This window comes from Variovorax sp. P4_B10 (genome assembly GCF_056402375.1).
In genome coordinates, this window is the sequence record NZ_JBFUHN010000059.1 from 28774 (window position 1) to 44479 (window position 15706).

Sequence of the window (15706 nt, forward strand, 5' to 3'; positions counted from 1 at the left end):
GAACTACCCCGCGCGCCGCACCTCGCCCGGCGTCACGCCCAGCACGCGGCGCATGCAGCGCGCCATGTGGCTCTGGTGCGAGAAGCCGCTTTCCAGTGCCACGAGGCTTGCGGGCATCTCGCTGCGCAGCAGCAGGCCGCGCGCGCGGTCCACGCGCCGGTGCACCACGTACTCATGCACGGGCAGGCCGGTGGAACGCTTGAACTGCGTCTTCAGGTGCGAGGTGCTCAGGCCTGCGATGGCGGCCAGCGTCGACAGAGAAAGATCGCCGTCGAGGTTCGCCTCGATGTATTCCATCACGCGGCGCAGTTGCGGCCGTGCGAGCCCCTGCACCGGCGCCGCATCGATCCGCTGCCCCGCAGCAATGAGGTGTACCGCCAGCGCGGTGCCCAGGCTGTCGGTGTACAGCGTGCCGTTCGGAAAACCCGCGCGCCGCTCGGCGTCGAGCGCCCAGGCGATGTGCTCGATCTGCGCGTCGCGGAACTGGTGGCGCTCGTCGAGCCGCGCACGCTCGGCCGGCAGCCCCATCTCGTCGGCGGCGCGCTGCAGCAGCGAGGGCGCCATGCGCACGACGATCGAAGTGCTGGGCGCTTCCTCGTGCCAGACATCGGTGGCACCGGCCGGCAGGATGTCGAGGTCGCCGCGCGTGTAGAGGAACTTGTGGAGACGGCAGGCACCGGCCACCGGCGCCCCCGCGTGGAGCTTGATGCGGTGGTCGGGCAATGCTTCGTAGCCGACCACGCCGGCCGGGGTCTGGCGAATGTCGACGCGCAGGCCAGTGGGTGCGGGCGCCACGAAGCTGTCGGCCGTCAGCGCCAGGTCGGAAGAGCTCATGCCAAACATTATCGGCCGCGACGGCGCCGCGTGTCGTCGTCCGTTTGTGCTCCGGCATGGCCGAACGTGCGCGACCGTTCGAGCAGCAATCCCGATCATTCGCAGCCATGAACTTCACTCATTTCAAGGCATGCAAATCATGAACGATACCTACGCTGGCAGGAAAGCCGTCATCACCGGCGGCACCATCGGCATGGGCCTGGCCACGGCACAGGCACTGCGCGAAGGCGGCGCCGAGGTGCTGGTGACCGGGCGCAATCCCGAGAACCTCGAGGCGGCACGCCACACGCTCGGGCCGCGCGCCCATGTGCTGGCGTCCGACACGGCCTCGCTGGCCGACATCGACGCCCTCGCCGCCACGGTGCGCGAGCGCTTCGGCCGCATCGACCTGCTGCATATCAACGCAGGCATCGCGACGCTGGAGCCTTTCGAGCAGGTAACGGAAGCAGGCTACGACCGCGCCTTCGCGGTCAACACCAAGGGCCCGTTCTTCACCGTGCAGCGCCTCGCGCCGCTGATGCGGCCGGGCAGCGCGATCGTCGTCACCTCGTCCATCGCGGACGAAGGCGGCATGCACGACATGAGCGTCTACAGCGCCACCAAGGCGGCGCTGCGCTCCTTCGCCTCCGGCTTTGCGACGGAGCTCGTGGCGCGCGGCATCCGCGTCAACGTGGTGAGCCCCGGCTTCATCGACACGCCGACGCTCGGCATCGCCGATGCGACGGCCACCGAGCGCGCCGAATTCATCCGCGTGGGCGACCAGATCACGCCGATGCGGCGCCACGGCACGGCCGCCGAAGTGGCGCGCGCAGTGCTCTTCTTCGCCTTCGAGGCGACCTTCACGACCGGCGCGCGGCTCACCGTCGATGGCGGGCTGGGCCAGAAGCTCACGCCGGCCGCCGCCTGAAATCCGCAATACCAAGAGACCAAGATACCAAGGAGCAACCCACATGACCGACGTTTCCCTCATCGGCCTCGGCCCCATGGGCATCGCGCTCGCGCGCGCCCTTCAATCGACATACACGCTGACGGTGTGGAACCGCACAGCCGAGCGTGCAAAGCCCCTGCTGAACCAGGGCACGGTGCTCGCGGCCCATGCGCTCGCTGCAGTGCAGGCCAGCCCGGTGGTGCTGATCTGCGTGGCCGACTACGCGGCATCCCGCGCGATCCTCGCCACGCCCGGCGTGACCGACGCGCTGCGCGGCAAGGTGCTGGTGCAGCTGAGCACCGGCACCCCGCAGGACGCGCGCGAGGACTGGGCTGCCCTGAGCGGCGTGGCGTACCTCGACGGCGCCCTGCTCGCCACGCCCGGCCAGATCGGCCGGCCCGACACGCCGCTCTTCATCTCGGGCGAAGAACGCGCCCTCGCCGCCTGCCGCCCGGTGCTCGAAGCCATCGCCGGCAACATCCAGTACATGGGCGAGCCCATCGGCAACGCGGCCGCCTGGGACCTGGCCACGCTTTCGTGCATGTTCGGCGCGATGAGCGGCTTCTTCCACGGCGTGCGCATCTGCGAATCCGAAGGGCTGAAGGTGAACGCGTTCGCGCAGATGATCGGTGCGATCTCGCCGGTGCTCGGCGAGATGATCAGCGCCGAGGGCGAGGCCATCCACGCCAACCGCTACGGCGAGCCCGAGAGCTCGATGGCCACCTGCGCGGGCTCGGGCCGGCTCTTCGTGAAGCAGGCGCGCGAGGCGAAGCTCGATGCGAGCTTTCCGGATTTCCTGATGGGTCTGTTCGATCGTGCGCTGGACGCCGGCTTTGCCAACGAGCGCCTGGCCGCGATGGTCAAGGTGCTGCGCCAGCCCGAGCCCGGTGGCCCCGCCGCGGCTTACTGAACCACGGGGCTGCCCGGAATCTGGTCGCCCAGCGGCTTGAAAAGCTGCGCCGTGTCGACGGCGTCGAAGCGGTACTGCTTGCCGCAGAAATCGCAACCCACCTCGATATCGCCGCGCTCGGCGAGGATGTCCTCGGCCTCCTCCACACCGAGCCCGCGGATCATCTGGGCCACACGCTCGCGGCCGCAGGTGCAGGCGAAGTGCGGGCCGAGCAGGCCGGCCTGCGGTTCGAAGCGCAGCAGCTTTTCTTCCCAGAACAGGCGGCGAAGAATGGTCTCAATGTCGAGCGTGAGCAGCTCGTCGCGCGTCAGGCTCGATGCGAGGATCGAGATGCGGTTGTAGTCCTCGTTGAGGCCGATCTGGTCCTGGTTGGCCTGGTCGTGGTCCTTGTCGGACGTGCCTTCGAGGTTGCCCTCGCCCTTGACTGGCAGGCGCTGGATCAGCAGGCCGGCCGCGACCTTGTCGTCGGCCGCGAGCACCAGCGTGGTGTCGAGCTGCTCGCTCTGCAGCATGTAGTGCTGCAGCACGTCGCTGAGCTTGCCGAGCTTCTCGCCCTCGTCGCCGAAGAGCGGCACCACGCCCTGGTACGGCGTGGCGCCGGGCAGCTTGTCCTTGGGGTCGAGCGTGATGGCGCAGCGGCCCTTGTTGTTCACGTTGACCATGTCGGGCAGGTGCGCATCGGCCGGCAGGTCGCCGATCACCTTGGCGGTGGCGCGCAGGCTGAGGTCGGGCTTGGCCTCGGCCACGGCGACCTTGACGGGGCCGTCGCCGAAGATCTGCAGGATCAGCGCGCCATTGAACTTGATGTTGGCCTGCATCAGCGTGGCCGCGGCCGTCATCTCGCCGAGCAGCTCGGCCACGGGCGGCGGGTACGCGCCGGTGGTGGTGTTGGAGGCGCGCCGCGCCAGGATTTCCTGCCACGCATCTGTCAGGCGCACGATCATGCCGCGCACCGGCAGGCCATCGAACAGGAATTTGTGCAGCTCGCTCAAAACGGATTCTTCTTTCTGTTGGGCCTGCGCGGGGTCAGGCGATTTTCTTGAGCCCCTTCGCATAGCGAATGGCATTTTCTACATAGTGCTCGGAACCGTGGCGCAGGCGGGCGGCGTCTTCGTCGCTGATCGTGCGCATCACCTTGGCGGGCGAGCCGAAGATCAGCGAGTTGTCGGGAAACTCCTTGCCCTCGGTGACCACGCTGCCGGCGCCAACGATCGAATTGCGGCCGATCTTCGCGTTATTCAAGACCACGGCCTGGATGCCGATCAGCGAGTTGTCGCCGATGGTGCAGCCATGCAGCATGACCTGGTGGCCGATGGTGACGTTCTCGCCGACAGTGAGCGGGCTGCCGGGGTCGGAATGCAGCATCGACTGGTCCTGCACGTTGCTGTTGCGCCCGATCGTCATCGTCTCGTTGTCCCCGCGCAGCACGGCGCCGAACCAGATGCTTGCGTTGTCGCCCAGCTGCACGTTGCCGATCACCTGCGCGCTGTCGGCGACCCATGCGCCGGTGCCGAGTTGCGGCGCAACGCCGTCGAGTTCATAGAGGGCCATCGTGGAGTCTCCGGGGGCAAAAACTAGAATTGTAGGGATGCACCCCCGATTGAGCGCGCTGGCCGCGCTGCGACTGACCGACCCTGAAGCAAAGGTGGCGGCAACACGCGCCACTGCTGCGCCGGCCGCTACCGATTCCATAGCAATTGAACCCCTGCGCATCGAGGGGGACGACCTTGGCGTGCCGGGCCGCCCCGAGCGGCCGTTGCGCGTGACCGCCACCGCCGTGCAGAAACGCTCGCCCTTCACGCCCGAAGGCCGCGCCGCGCTGATCCATTCGATCTGCCATATCGAGTTCAACGCGATCAACCTCGCGCTCGATGCGGTCTGGCGCTACGACGGCATGCCCGAGGCCTACTACCGCGACTGGCTGCGCGTGGCCGACGAGGAGGCGCAGCACTTCACGCTGCTGCATGCGCATCTGCAGGACATGGGTTGGCGCTACGGCGACTTCCCGGGCCACGACGGGCTCTGGAACATGTGCGAGAAGACGAAGGACGACGTGCTCGCGCGCATGGCGCTGGTGCCGCGCACGCTGGAGGCGCGCGGGCTCGATGCCACGCCGCTGATCCAGGCCAAGCTGAAGCGCGTGAACACGCCCGATGCGCTGCGTGCGGTCGAGATCCTCGACATCATCCTGCGCGACGAAGTAGGTCACGTCGCCATCGGCAACCACTGGTACCGCTGGCTGTGCGCGCGCGCGGGCCTCGACCCCGAGACAACCTACTCTGCTCTCGTGGCGCGCTACGAAGCGCCGCGGCTCAAGCCGCCGTTCAACCTCGAAGCCCGCGGGCGCGCCGGCTTCAGCGCCGAGGAACTGCGCGCGCTCTCGGCCGGCGGCAAGGACTGAATTGGCGGCCTACGCAGGCCTGGCGTGCACCACCAGCTTCGGCGTGAAGTACTGGAGCACCTCGCCGCGCTGGTTGCGCGTCTGGCAGCGCATCGTCACCATCGCGCGGCCGGGCTTGGAACGCGAGGGCGTGATGTCCAACACCTCGCTCACCACGTGCAGCACATCGCCGGGCCGCGTGGGCTTGGGCCATTGCAGCTCGCCACCCGAGCCGATGATGCCGTCGGCCAGCGGGATGCCGCTGTCCACCAGCAGCTTCATCGTGAGCGCCGCCGTGTGCCAGCCGCTCGCCGCGAGGCCGCCGAAGAAGGTGTTCTTCGCAGCCTCTTCGTCGGTGTGAAAGGGCTGCGGATCGAATTGCAGCGCAAAGGCCTTGATCTGCGCCACGTCGAGCAGGTGCTCGCCGCTCTGGAAACGGTCGCCGACCGACAGGTCTTCGAGGTACAGCGCGCGCTTCGCGCCAGTGTCAGGGAGTGCCGACATGGGAGTTCCTTGTTGTGCCTGTGCGCATTCTCGAACTTTCAGATGCGCTCGAGGATGGTTGCGATGCCCTGCCCGCCGCCGATGCATTGCGTGGCCAGCGCGTAGCGGCCCTTCTCGCGCACCAGCAGCGACGCCGCCTTGCCCGTGATGCGCGCGCCGGTCGCGCCCAGCGGATGGCCGATGGAGAGGCCGCCGCCGTCGAGATTGATCTTCGCCGAGTCGAGGCCGAGATCGCGGATGCAGGCCAGCGCCTGCGACGAGAAGGCCTCGTTGATCTCGATCACATCGAGGTCCGCGGCGCTGAGGCCGGCGCGCGCCAGCGCCTTGCGCGTCGCGGGAATCGGGCCGATGCCCATGATCGCGGGGTCGACGCCCACGGTCGCGAAGGAGCGGATGCGCGCGAGCGCCTGCAGGCCATGCTTTGCGGCGAATGCATCGCTGGTCACGAGCACGACGGCCGCGCCATCGGTGAGCGGCGACGAGGTGCCGGCCGTCACCACGCCATCGGGACGGAACGCCGGCTTGAGGCCCGCGAGCGCCTCGGCCGAAGTCGTCGGGCGGATGCAGCCGTCGGCATCGACCACGTCGCCCGACGCGAGGCGCACCGGCACGATCTCGCCGGCCAGGCGGCCTTCTGCGCGCGCGGCGGCGGCCTTGCGGTGCGACTCGACCGCGAACGTCTCCTGGTCGGCGCGGCTCACGTTCCAGCGCTGCGCGACGTTCTCGGCGGTCTCGCCCATCGAGATGTAGGCGTCGGTGCCGGCCAGCAGCTCGGGGCTGGGCGAGAAGTTGAAGCCGCCCTGCGGGACCATCGTCATCGACTCCACGCCGACGCACAGGAAGGCCTCGCCCATGCCCGCCTCGATCTGCGCGGCGGCAATGTGCACGGCCTGCATCGACGAGCCGCAGAAGCGGTTCACCGTCATGCCGCCCACTTCATGCGGCAGCCCTGCGAGCAGGCCGACAATGCGCGCGACGTTGTTGCCCTGCGAGGCTTCGGGGTAGGCGCAGCCGAGGATGATGTCTTCGAGCAGCGCGGGGTCGAGGTCGGTGCGCTGCAGCAGGCCGCGAACCACGCCCGCGGCCAGCGTGTCGGGGCGCACTTCGGCGAGTGCACCCTTCTTGGCGAAATGGAAGGGCGAGCGGGCGTAGGCGGAAATGACGGCTTTCATGAAAACACTCCTTGAGGCAAACCTACCATCCAATCGGTAGGCAACGAGGTCAAAAAATAAGCACGCGCTGCGTGCCTGCGACACCGCCCGGCCATCAGCCGGGCAATGAACTCCTGAGCTGTGCGATGGCTTCGTCGAAGTCCTCGACACGCCCCGTCATGCGCGATGCGAGCAGCGCGCCCTGGCACACCGAGAACACGTAGGCCGCCTGCGATGCGACCGATGCGCCCTTCTTCTGCCGGGCCGGCGCCAGCGCGCCCAGCACACCGGTGAGCCACAGCACCTGGGTGTTGCGCAGCTCCTGCACGGCCTGCCGCAATTCGTCGTTGATGCAGTCCCACCCCGGCGTCAGCGCCCCTGCGGGACACATGCCCGAGCCGGCCTTCAACGTGTTGCGGTACATGCGGAAATAGGATTCGAGCGCGTCCTTCGGCGTGCGCACTCTGGCCGCATCCCAGTCCTTGAAGAGCTGGGTCGCCTGGCGGATCACCGCGATGCCGAGCGCTTCCTTGGTCGGAAAGTGGTGGTACAGGCTCGCCTTGCGGATGCCGACCGCATCGGCCACGTCCTGGAAGCTGAAGCCCAGGTACGAGCGCGTTTCGATCAGGCTGCGCGCCACCCCGAGGATCTGCTCTCGGGTGCCGCCGGTGGCAAGCGCGGCAGGTGTGGCGGTGGCGCTGGTCATCTACCTACTATAAGGTAGGGAAATTCGAACTGCAAGCCGCAGGTCAATCGGCCTTGATGTTCGCGGCCTTCACGATGCGGCCATTGCCCTCGAACTCCGAGGCGATCTCCCTGGCGAAGGCTGCGGGGGTTCCGCCGGTCGGCACGTTGTCGGTGGCCGTGAGCTTGGCGCGCAGCTCGGGGCTGGCCAGGGCCTTGTTGATCTCGGCGTTGTATTTCGCGATCAATGCGGGCGGTGTCGCGGCGGGCGCGAAGACGCCGAACAGCGAGTTGATGTTCGCCGCGCTGTAGCCCAGCTCACCCAGCGTGGGCACCTGCGGCAGGCTCTCGAGCCGGGCCGGCGCACCGACGGCCAGCGGCCGCAGCTTGCCCGACTGGATGTGCGAAGAGAGCGTCGGGCTCGCGTTGGTCGAGAGGATCTCGAACTGCCCGCCCAGCGCATCGTTGAGCTGCTGGCCACCGCCCTTGTAGGGCACGTGCGTGATCTCGACACCGGTCGATGCCCTCACCTGCTCGAGCACGATATGGCCGAGCGATGCCGGGCCCGACGTGGCCCAGCGCACCGCACCGGGCTGCGCCTTGGCGTCGGCGATCAGTGCGCGGAAATCCTTCGCCTTGCTGGCCGGCGTGGCGATCAGCAGCACCGGCGAATACATCACGCTCGCCACCGGCGCGATGTCCTTCAGCGGATCGAAAGGCAGCTTGCCGAGGTGCGGGCTCAGCACCAGCGGGCTGATGGCCGAGAAGCCCAGCGTCGCGCCGTCGGGCGCGGCCTTGGCCACCGCGTCCATGCCGATGGCGCCACTTGCGCCGGCCCTGTTGTCGACCACCACCGTGGTGCCCAGCTGCGCGGCGAGCTTGTCGCCGAGCGCGCGCGCGACCACGTCGCTGACGCCGCCTGCGGGGTACGCGACGATGAGGCGGATGGTCTTGGGAATGGCTTGGGCCTGTGCGCCGCCGRCTGCGAGCAATGCCGCCGCGACCCAGATTCTTTTCTGCATGAACGAAGTCTCTTTGCTGTTTGGTTGAAGTGAACGAACACCGCGCCTTCAGCCGCGCGGGTGGTGCTGCGCATGCAGCTGCTTCAGCCGCTCGCGCGCCACATGGGTGTAGATGGTGGTCGTCGAGATGTCGGCATGCCCCAGCAGCAACTGCACCGCGCGCAGGTCCACGCCGTGGTTCAGCAGGTGCGTGGCGAAGGCATGCCGCAGCGTGTGCGGCGACAGCGGCACATGGATGCCGGCCGCGGTGGCCTGCTTCTTCACGATGATCCAGAACATCACGCGCGTCATGCCCGCGCCACGCGCGGTCACGAACAGGTCGGGCGTCTGCTGCCCGTCGAGGATGACGGGGCGCGACTCCTCGAGGTAGCGCTCGATCCAGCGCCGCGCCTCGCCGCCGAACGGCACGAGGCGCTCCTTGCTGCCCTTGCCGAGCACGCGCAGCACGCCATCGTTGAGGCTCATGTCGATGACCTTCAGCGCCACCAGCTCGCTCACGCGCAGGCCGCTCGCATACATCAGCTCCAGCATCGCGCGGTCGCGCAGGCCGAGCGGCGATTCGACGTCGGGCGCGGCCAGCAGGTCGTCGACCTGCTTCTCCGACAGCGTCTTGATGGCGCGCGGCATCTGCCGCGCGGGCGCGAGCCGGATGCTCGGGTCGGCCGCGATGCGCCGCTCGCGCAGCGCCCAGCGGTAGTAGCGCTTGAACACGGTGAGCCGCCGGTTGGCCGAGGTCGCCTTGCCCCTGGTCGAGAGCCGCACGCCCATGTAGGCCTGCAGGTCGGACTCCTGCGCGGTGTCGAGCGCGACGCCGCTGCGCTGCCGGCCCAGCCACTGCGCGAACAGCGCCAGGTCGCGGCGATAGGCGGCCAGCGTGTTCTTCGACAACCCATCCTCCAGCCAAAGGGCGTCGATGAAGTCGTCGATATCGGGCGTGGGGACGGCGGTGGCCTCGGTCATGCGTTGCAAGATAACAAAAGAAAAAGCCGCCCGTGGCACGGGCGGCTTTCGTCGAAAGAAAAATCGATCAGTCGAGCTTCAGGTTCTGCTTCTTCACGACCTGCTTGTAGACCTCGTACTCGGCCTTGATCTGCGCGGCGAATTGCTCGGGCGTGTTGGCCACGATCAGCGAGCCCGTGTCCTCGATGCGCTTGCGCACGGCCGGTTCCTCGACCGCCTTCTTCACGCCTGCGCTGATCTTGTCGACCACTTCCTTCGGCAGGCCCTTGGGGCCGAGGATGCCGTAGTAGGCCATGCGGTTGACCGGCTCGAGGCCGACTTCCTTGAAGGTCGGCACGTTGGGCAGCGCGGCCAGGCGCTGCGGCGCCGACACCACGATCGGAATCAGGCGGCCGCTCGTGATGAAGGGCATGGCCGACGGGATGTTGTCGAAGATGATCGGCACCTGGCCGGCCACCACGTCGTTCAGCGCCGGGCCGGCGCCGCGGTAGGGGATGTGCGTGACGAAGGTGCCGGTGAGGCTCTTGTAGAGCTCCATCAGCAGGTGGCCGATGCCGCCCGTGCCCGACGAGGCGTACGAGTACTTGCCGGGGTTCTTCTTGATCTCGGCGATGAACTCGGCGTAGTTCTTCGCCGGGAAGCTCGGGTTGACCGCAATGATGTTGGGCGTGGCCGCGATGTTGATGATCGGCGTGAAGTCGTTGATCGGGTCGTACGGCACCTTGGGGTTGATGGCCGGGTTGGCCGCCGTGCTCGACACCGTGGCAACGCCGAGCTTGTAGCCGTCGGGCGCAGCGCGCGCGGTTTCCGCGGCGCCGACGATGCCGCCGCCGCCGGCGCGGTTGATCACCACCACGGGCTGGCCCAGCACCTTGCCCAGCGGATCGGCGATCACGCGCGCCACGATGTCCGTCGTGCCGCCGGGAGCGAACGGCACGCTCAGTTCGACCGGCTTGTTGGGATAGCCCTGCGCAAAACTCTGGCCTGCGACCGCGACCAGCGCGGCGGCCCCGACAAGGGCGCTCCATTGACGACGTTGCATCGATAACTCCTTGATCTGACTGACGGATGTCGAAAAAAGCGAAGCCCGGATGCTAGCGGTTCCAGAGCGCCCCCGTTGCTGTGGATTACCCATGGTCATGCCGGTTTATGCTCGAAGCGGTGAACTACGCGCAGCTGCTCTTCCCCGACTTCTCCCTCATCGCCATCGGCTGGCTGCTCTGCCGCTACACCGCACTCGACCGCCGCGTGTGGGACCAGGTCGAGAGCCTGGTTTACTACTTTCTTTTTCCTGTACTGCTGTTCCATTCGATCGTGCGCAGCCCGCTCGACTTTGGCGCCACGTCGAGCCTGCTGACCGCGGGTGTCGGCGTCGGCCTGTGCGGCATCGCGCTGGCGTACGCCCTGCCCTTCACGCCGGGCCTGCGCTCGCACATCGACCGGCGCGACCACGCGGCCAGCGCACAGGTCGCGTTCCGCTTCAACTCCTTCATCTGCCTCGCGCTGGCCGACCGGCTCGCGGGCCCCGAGGGCCTGCTGCTGATCGCGGTGCTGATCGGCGTGTGCGTGCCGATGTTCAACATCGCGGCCGTGTGGCCGATGACGCGGCATGCGCAGACCGGCTTCGTGCGGCAGCTGGTGCGCAATCCGCTGATCGTGGCCACGGTGGCCGGGCTGCTCGCAAATGTGCTGGGCTTCACCGTGCCGGCCTGGCTGACGCCGACGCTCACGCGCATCGGTGCAGCCTCTCTCGCACTGGGGCTGCTGGCGGCGGGCGCGGGGATGCAGTTCGCGACGCTGGGGCGCGGCAAGGTGCTCGCGGTGTCGGTGCTGGCGATACGGCACCTGGTCCTTCCGTTGATCGCATGGGGGCTGGCGCGCGCGCTGCGGCTCGATGGGGTGCAGGCCTCGGTGCTGATGGCTTTCTCCGCGGTGCCTACGGCGTCGAGTGCCTATGTGCTCGCGGCGCGCATGGGCTACAACGGACCGTATGTGGCGGGGCTGGTGACGCTGTCCACCATGTTGGGGATTGTGAGCCTGCCGTTCGCGCTGGCACTGCCGCGATGACTCAGCGCTGCAACAGCGCCGGCACCGCCGACGCCAGCATCGCGATGCCCGAAGCCGTGAGCAAGCTCAACACCAGTTTTCGAAACGCCATCTCGCTGATGCCGATGTAGAGCCGCGCGCCCAGCAGCACCGGCACCGCGACAGCCAGTGCCACCAGGCCCAGCAGCGGCACCATCGAGCGCCCGATGCTGCCGCTCGCGAGATGGATCGCGAACGCGACCATCAGCATCGAGAGATTGAAGTTCTGGATCACCGCGCGCTGCGTGTCGCGCTGGAAGCCTCGCAGCGTGCACCAGAGCGTGGGAATGGTCCCCGAGAAGCCGCCGATGCCGGCCATCGCACCGCCGATGGCGCCGACAACGCCGTCGACGACACGACCACCGAAAGCGATCTTCGGCAGATGCTGCGACATCAGCATGGCCGGGCACCAGAGCACCAGCAGCACGCCGAGGCATGCCTTGAAGACCACGAGATCCAGATGCGGCAGCAGCCAGACGCCGAACGGCACGCCGACCAGGCCGCCGAGCACGAAAGGCCAGAGCAGGCGCTTGTCGAAGGCGCGTCGCACCGTGACGGCCGCGATCACCTGCCCCGTGAGTGCGCCGAACAGTGCCAGTACCGCGGCCAGCTGCGGCTCCAGCGTCCAGGCCCAGACCGACATCGCGACCAGACCGAACGCAAAGCCCGACAGGCCCTGCACGAAACCCGCCAGCGCGGCGCCAACGATCACATGGACATACAGGGCTTGCATGCGGCCGATGATAGAAGCCGCCGCCGCGCCCGCCTCGGCGGGCCACAAGACCGGTCAGGCCGAAGCCGGCACCAGCGCCGTGCGGCGCACCCGCGTGACGTTGAAGGCGCTCGCAATCAGCACGCCCTGCACCAGCGCCAGGCCGACGATCACGCTCGTGTACTGGCCATGGTCCATCAGGCGGCCGAACACCAGCGGCGCCAGCGCCTGCCCGATGTCGAGCCCGGCATACACCACACCGTAGACGCGCCCGGTGGCATTGGGCGGCGTCGAGCGCTTGACCAGCAGGTCGCGCGACGGCCCGGCAACGCCCGAGACGAACCCCATCGCACCGAACAGCACCGGCACCAGGATCGGCGGGAACTGGGCGAAGGCGAGCACCAGCGCCAGCGCAGCCGCGATGCCGAAGCCCGCGCCCACGATGCGCTCGCAGCGCGAAGGGTCCGAGGCGAGAAAGCCCCCCACCACCATGCCGGCCGCACTCGCCACCATGTAGACCGTGAGGCACACGGCCACCAGTGCCACCGGCACCGCATGCAGATGGCCCGCGGCCACCGGCGCGAAGGTCTGCACCACGCTGATCACCGCGGCATAGAAGAAGAAGAATCCGAAGCACATCCACACGGCCGGGATGCGCAGGAAGTCGAACTCGCCGCCCACCGGCGCCGGCTCGCCCTGCCCCGTGGCCCTGTGCACGGCCGCGACGTCGAGCGACAGAACGCTGCGGTAGGCCCACAGCACCAGCAGCACCACGATGGCCACCACACCCGCCGAAGCCAGCGCCACGCGCCACGAGAAGGCGATGGCGATCGGCACCACGAAGGCCGGCGCGAGCGCCCAGCCCAGGCTGCCGGTGATGCCGTGCACGCTGTAGGCATGGCCCAGGCGCGTCGGCGCGACCTTGCGGTTGAACAGCGTGTAGTCGACCGGATGGAACACGCCGTTGCCGATGCCGCCGACCACGGCGCACACCAGCAGCATCCAGTAGCTCTGCGCCATGGCATAGCCGAAGGCGGCGAGCCCCAGCGCGCCCAGCCCGACGAACAGCACCGGCCGCGGACCCAGCTTGTCGACGATGAAACCCGAGGCGGCCTGCACGACGCACGAGACCACGAAGAACACCGTCAGCACCGCGCCCAGCTCGGTGTAGCTCACGTTGAACGCATCCTTGAGCCAGGGGAACAACGGCGCGAGGATGAGCTGGCTGAAATGGCTGATCGCGTGGGCCAGGCCGACGAGGCCGATCAACTGGGCGTCGTTGCGCAGGGTGGTGGCAGGGGGAGTGGTGGTCGCTGTGGAAGACATGGATTGCTACAAAAAACCGGGGCAGGCACCGATGCTATGTCCCCAGGACGCGGCAGAATGGCGATACAGCGACAACATTTGTCGAAACCATGCCACGCGCCGTTTCCCTCCCCTCCCCGGTCACCAGCGTTGCCTCGCTCACGCCGCACCTCTATGCGCCCGACGCGGTGCGGCCGCTGCGCGCCAAGGAACACTTTCTGAGTGCCGACACCTTCGTCGAGCTGCACCAGCACCCGTGGCCGCAGCTCACCTTCTCGACCCGCGGCGTGATCCGCCTCAGCACGCAGGACGGCAGCTACATCGTGCCGCCCTCGCGCGCGCTGTGGGTGCCGGCCAACATGCCGCACAGCATCATGCTGATCGAGGACGCCGAGCTTCGCACCATCTACCTGCATGCCTGGCTCGCACCGGCCTGGGAGAAATGCGAGGTGCTCGAGATCAGCCCGCTGATGCGCGCCCTGATGCTCGCGCTCGACACCACGCCCGACGGCCTGCCGCCCACCGACCCGCAGGCGCCGCAGCGCGAACGCATGATCGCCCCGCTGCTGGTCGACGAGATCGAGCGCGCCACGCAGATCCGCATCGACGTGCCGCTGCCCACCGACAAGCGGCTGCGCCAGCTCTGCGAGTCGCTGCTGCGCAATCCGGCCGACCGGTCCACGCTGGCCGAACGCGCCGCCGCCATCGGCGCCAGCGAACGCACGGTGGCGCGGCTGTTCCGCGACCAGCTCGGCATGAGCTGGCAGCAATGGCGCCAGCAGGCCGTGATGGCGCATGCGCTGCCGCTGCTGGCACGCGGCATGGCGGTGAGCCAGGTGGCGGCGGCCAGCGGCTACGCCACCGACAGCGCCTTCTGCGCGATGTTCAAGGCGGCCACGGGCCGGTCGCCGACTTCGTTCCAGCACAAGAAGCGGTCGGTCGCCGTCTGACCGTTCGGGCGTCATGGCGCTCTGGCAAGATCGGCGGTTGCGAAGAACCACGGACCTCCCATCGACTTGCCCATGGCAACCCCTCCCCGACCGCAGACCTGGACCGCCGACATCGGCCTGCGCATTCGCCGCCATTTCCTGCTGAAGGCGGTCGGGACCACGGCCTTCACCTGGCTGTTCTTCATCGGCTACTTCCACCTGCTGCGCAACCCGACCTACCCGGTCGCGGTGATGCCGCTGACGGCGCTGGACCACCTGATCGCGTTCCAGCCCTCCACGCTGGGCGCCTACCTCTCGCTCTGGGTCTACGTCGGCATCGCGCCCGGCCTGCAGCTCACCTTTCGCGAGCTGGTGGCCTACGGGCTGTGGATCGGCGCGCTGTGCATCACCGGCCTGGGCCTCTTCTACTTCTGGCCGACCCAGATACCGCCTTTGGCCATGGACGTCTCGGGCTTCCCCGGTTTTGCGATGCTGCAGGGCGTGGACGCGGCGGGCAATGCCTGCCCCTCGATGCACGTGGCTGTCGCGATCTTCACCGCCCTCTGGATCGAACACCTGCTGCGCCAGGCGCGCACGCCCGTCCTGCTGCGCATGCTCAACGGGGCCTGGTTCCTGGCCATCGCCTACTCGACGCTGGCGGTCAAGCAGCACGTGGTGCTGGACGTGGTGGCGGGCGCGCTGCTCGGCATGGCGTTCGCACTGCCTTCGCTGCGCTGGCGGCCGAGGAAGCGTTTGCGAGAGGATGCCCCTCTCGTGGGAGCGGATATCATTGGCCATCATTGACCACCACAGGCCGAGCGAGGAAGGGATCGATCCAATGGCGCACCCCGAATGGGTGCCAATCGATCAACGGCGGCACAAGACGACAGGCATCGCACGATGAGTTCGCTGAAGGAATTGCAGGACCTGATCCACGAGAAGTACGGCATCGAACCGTCGAAGCTCGACCCTCACGCCTCGATGCGTGAAACCGGCGGTCTCGATTCGYTGGCGCTGGCCGAATTCCTGTTTGCCATCGAAGACCACTTCGGCATCACCATGCCCGACGAGGACGCGAGCATCGACACCCTGGCCGAGCTTGCACTGCTGGTCGACAAGGTCCGGACCGCGAAGCCAGCGTGAACCGCCACGAGGTTGCCGTCACCGGGCTGGGCGTCATGGCGCCGCACGGCGACGCGCATGACGCCCTCTTCCAGGCGCTGCTGCAGGGCCGCTCGGCCATCCAGCCCGTTTTTCCCGAACTGCCCAAGCTGGCCGCGGCGGCCACGCTGGCCTTTGACG

The 15706-nt window shown here is 68.1% G+C and carries 19 protein-coding genes; 8 read left to right on the forward strand and 11 right to left on the reverse strand.

Going from position 1 to position 15706, the window contains the following annotated elements; translation table 11 throughout:
• Positions 1 to 3: 3 nt before the first annotated feature.
• A complete protein-coding gene (locus AC1DXX_RS23795; protein WP_478136674.1) occupies positions 4 to 834 on the reverse strand; it encodes an AraC family transcriptional regulator in 831 nt (276 codons plus the stop codon).
• 139 nt (positions 835 to 973) lie between these two features.
• On the opposite strand from AC1DXX_RS23795, the gene AC1DXX_RS23800 reads away from it, so the two are divergent.
• The gene (locus AC1DXX_RS23800; protein WP_478136675.1) at positions 974 to 1741 is read left to right on the forward strand and encodes an SDR family oxidoreductase; all 768 of its coding nucleotides are present in this window, start codon (positions 974 to 976) and stop codon (positions 1739 to 1741) included.
• A gap of 43 nt (positions 1742 to 1784) precedes the next feature.
• Positions 1785 to 2672 (forward strand): NAD(P)-dependent oxidoreductase, encoded by an 888-nt coding sequence (locus tag AC1DXX_RS23805; protein ID WP_478136676.1) that lies wholly within the window; start codon positions 1785 to 1787, stop codon positions 2670 to 2672.
• On the opposite strand, the gene hslO is transcribed toward AC1DXX_RS23805, so the two are convergent.
• On the reverse strand, positions 2666 to 3664 hold the full coding sequence (gene hslO, locus AC1DXX_RS23810) for an Hsp33 family molecular chaperone HslO (protein ID WP_478136677.1): 999 nt from the start codon (positions 3662 to 3664) through the stop codon (positions 2666 to 2668). The two genes, AC1DXX_RS23805 and hslO, sit on opposite strands and share 7 nt — an antisense overlap.
• Before the next feature lie 34 nt (positions 3665 to 3698).
• Complete coding sequence (locus AC1DXX_RS23815; protein WP_478136678.1) at positions 3699 to 4223, reverse strand: gamma carbonic anhydrase family protein; 525 nt, start codon at positions 4221 to 4223, stop codon at positions 3699 to 3701.
• A gap of 37 nt (positions 4224 to 4260) precedes the next feature.
• On the opposite strand from AC1DXX_RS23815, the gene AC1DXX_RS23820 reads away from it, so the two are divergent.
• Positions 4261 to 5073 carry a ferritin-like domain-containing protein gene (locus AC1DXX_RS23820; protein WP_478136679.1) on the forward strand — a complete coding sequence of 271 codons (813 nt, stop codon included), beginning with the start codon at positions 4261 to 4263 and terminating at the stop codon, positions 5071 to 5073.
• A gap of 9 nt (positions 5074 to 5082) precedes the next feature.
• Here the strand turns inward: AC1DXX_RS23820 and AC1DXX_RS23825 are convergent, their stop codons facing one another.
• The 6 genes from AC1DXX_RS23825 to AC1DXX_RS23850 all read right to left on the reverse strand — a co-directional run bounded on the left by AC1DXX_RS23825 (position 5083) and on the right by AC1DXX_RS23850 (position 10415).
• Complete coding sequence (locus tag AC1DXX_RS23825; RefSeq protein ID WP_478136680.1) at positions 5083 to 5556, reverse strand: MaoC family dehydratase; 474 nt, start codon at positions 5554 to 5556, stop codon at positions 5083 to 5085.
• Between the two features lie 38 nt (positions 5557 to 5594).
• Entirely contained in the window at positions 5595 to 6728 is a 1134-nt protein-coding gene (locus tag AC1DXX_RS23830) for a thiolase family protein (protein WP_478136681.1), read from the reverse strand.
• Positions 6729 to 6822: 94 nt separating this feature from the next.
• On the reverse strand, positions 6823 to 7413 hold the full coding sequence (locus AC1DXX_RS23835) for a TetR/AcrR family transcriptional regulator (RefSeq protein WP_478136682.1): 591 nt from the start codon (positions 7411 to 7413) through the stop codon (positions 6823 to 6825).
• A 43-nt stretch (positions 7414 to 7456) separates the two neighbouring features.
• A complete protein-coding gene (locus tag AC1DXX_RS23840; RefSeq protein WP_478136683.1) occupies positions 7457 to 8413 on the reverse strand; it encodes a Bug family tripartite tricarboxylate transporter substrate binding protein in 957 nt (318 codons plus the stop codon).
• 48 nt (positions 8414 to 8461) lie between these two features.
• Entirely contained in the window at positions 8462 to 9373 is a 912-nt protein-coding gene (gene xerD, locus AC1DXX_RS23845) for a site-specific tyrosine recombinase XerD (protein WP_478136684.1), read from the reverse strand.
• A gap of 67 nt (positions 9374 to 9440) precedes the next feature.
• Complete coding sequence (locus tag AC1DXX_RS23850; protein WP_478136685.1) at positions 9441 to 10415, reverse strand: tripartite tricarboxylate transporter substrate binding protein BugE; 975 nt, start codon at positions 10413 to 10415, stop codon at positions 9441 to 9443.
• Positions 10416 to 10522: 107 nt separating this feature from the next.
• Between AC1DXX_RS23850 and AC1DXX_RS23855 the strand changes: the two genes are divergently transcribed.
• The gene (locus tag AC1DXX_RS23855) at positions 10523 to 11440 is read left to right on the forward strand and encodes an AEC family transporter (RefSeq protein ID WP_478136686.1); all 918 of its coding nucleotides are present in this window, start codon (positions 10523 to 10525) and stop codon (positions 11438 to 11440) included.
• A 1-nt stretch (position 11441) separates the two neighbouring features.
• On the opposite strand, the gene AC1DXX_RS23860 is transcribed toward AC1DXX_RS23855, so the two are convergent.
• Together AC1DXX_RS23860 and AC1DXX_RS23865 are read right to left on the reverse strand one after the other, a co-directional pair.
• Entirely contained in the window at positions 11442 to 12191 is a 750-nt protein-coding gene (locus tag AC1DXX_RS23860; protein ID WP_478136687.1) for a sulfite exporter TauE/SafE family protein, read from the reverse strand.
• Between the two features lie 54 nt (positions 12192 to 12245).
• Positions 12246 to 13496, reverse strand: coding sequence for an MFS transporter (locus AC1DXX_RS23865; RefSeq protein WP_478136688.1), 1251 nt, complete (start codon positions 13494 to 13496; stop codon positions 12246 to 12248).
• A gap of 89 nt (positions 13497 to 13585) precedes the next feature.
• Between AC1DXX_RS23865 and AC1DXX_RS23870 the strand changes: the two genes are divergently transcribed.
• The 4 genes from AC1DXX_RS23870 to AC1DXX_RS23885 form a co-directional block, all read left to right on the forward strand.
• The gene (locus AC1DXX_RS23870; protein WP_478136689.1) at positions 13586 to 14425 is read left to right on the forward strand and encodes an AraC family transcriptional regulator; all 840 of its coding nucleotides are present in this window, start codon (positions 13586 to 13588) and stop codon (positions 14423 to 14425) included.
• A gap of 72 nt (positions 14426 to 14497) precedes the next feature.
• Positions 14498 to 15208, forward strand: coding sequence for a phosphatase PAP2 family protein (locus AC1DXX_RS23875; protein ID WP_478136690.1), 711 nt, complete (start codon positions 14498 to 14500; stop codon positions 15206 to 15208).
• A gap of 96 nt (positions 15209 to 15304) precedes the next feature.
• Complete coding sequence (locus tag AC1DXX_RS23880) at positions 15305 to 15547, forward strand: acyl carrier protein (protein WP_478136691.1); 243 nt, start codon at positions 15305 to 15307, stop codon at positions 15545 to 15547.
• Positions 15544 to 15706 (forward strand): beta-ketoacyl synthase N-terminal-like domain-containing protein (locus AC1DXX_RS23885; protein WP_478136694.1); only part of this gene is annotated, 163 nt, incomplete at its 3' end. The genes AC1DXX_RS23880 and AC1DXX_RS23885, both read left to right, overlap by 4 nt.

Excerpts from the sequence above, each read along its gene's own strand:
- AC1DXX_RS23815 (WP_478136678.1), bottom strand. The coding sequence starts at position 4,223 with ATGGCCCTCTATGAACTCGACGGCGTTGCGCCGCAACTCGGCACCGGC.
- AC1DXX_RS23875 (WP_478136690.1), top strand. The coding sequence starts at position 14,498 with ATGGCAACCCCTCCCCGACCGCAGACCTGGACCGCCGACATCGGCCTG.
- AC1DXX_RS23820 (WP_478136679.1), top strand. The coding sequence starts at position 4,261 with ATGCACCCCCGATTGAGCGCGCTGGCCGCGCTGCGACTGACCGACCCT.
- AC1DXX_RS23795 (WP_478136674.1), bottom strand. The coding sequence starts at position 834 with ATGAGCTCTTCCGACCTGGCGCTGACGGCCGACAGCTTCGTGGCGCCC.
- AC1DXX_RS23805 (WP_478136676.1), top strand. The coding sequence starts at position 1,785 with ATGACCGACGTTTCCCTCATCGGCCTCGGCCCCATGGGCATCGCGCTC.
- AC1DXX_RS23865 (WP_478136688.1), bottom strand. The coding sequence starts at position 13,496 with ATGTCTTCCACAGCGACCACCACTCCCCCTGCCACCACCCTGCGCAAC.
- AC1DXX_RS23850 (WP_478136685.1), bottom strand. The coding sequence starts at position 10,415 with ATGCAACGTCGTCAATGGAGCGCCCTTGTCGGGGCCGCCGCGCTGGTC.
- AC1DXX_RS23860 (WP_478136687.1), bottom strand. The coding sequence starts at position 12,191 with ATGCAAGCCCTGTATGTCCATGTGATCGTTGGCGCCGCGCTGGCGGGT.
- AC1DXX_RS23800 (WP_478136675.1), top strand. The coding sequence starts at position 974 with ATGAACGATACCTACGCTGGCAGGAAAGCCGTCATCACCGGCGGCACC.
- AC1DXX_RS23830 (WP_478136681.1), bottom strand. The coding sequence starts at position 6,728 with ATGAAAGCCGTCATTTCCGCCTACGCCCGCTCGCCCTTCCATTTCGCC.
- AC1DXX_RS23855 (WP_478136686.1), top strand. The coding sequence starts at position 10,523 with ATGCTCGAAGCGGTGAACTACGCGCAGCTGCTCTTCCCCGACTTCTCC.
- xerD (WP_478136684.1), bottom strand. The coding sequence starts at position 9,373 with ATGACCGAGGCCACCGCCGTCCCCACGCCCGATATCGACGACTTCATC.
- AC1DXX_RS23870 (WP_478136689.1), top strand. The coding sequence starts at position 13,586 with ATGCCACGCGCCGTTTCCCTCCCCTCCCCGGTCACCAGCGTTGCCTCG.
- AC1DXX_RS23835 (WP_478136682.1), bottom strand. The coding sequence starts at position 7,413 with ATGACCAGCGCCACCGCCACACCTGCCGCGCTTGCCACCGGCGGCACC.
- AC1DXX_RS23825 (WP_478136680.1), bottom strand. The coding sequence starts at position 5,556 with ATGTCGGCACTCCCTGACACTGGCGCGAAGCGCGCGCTGTACCTCGAA.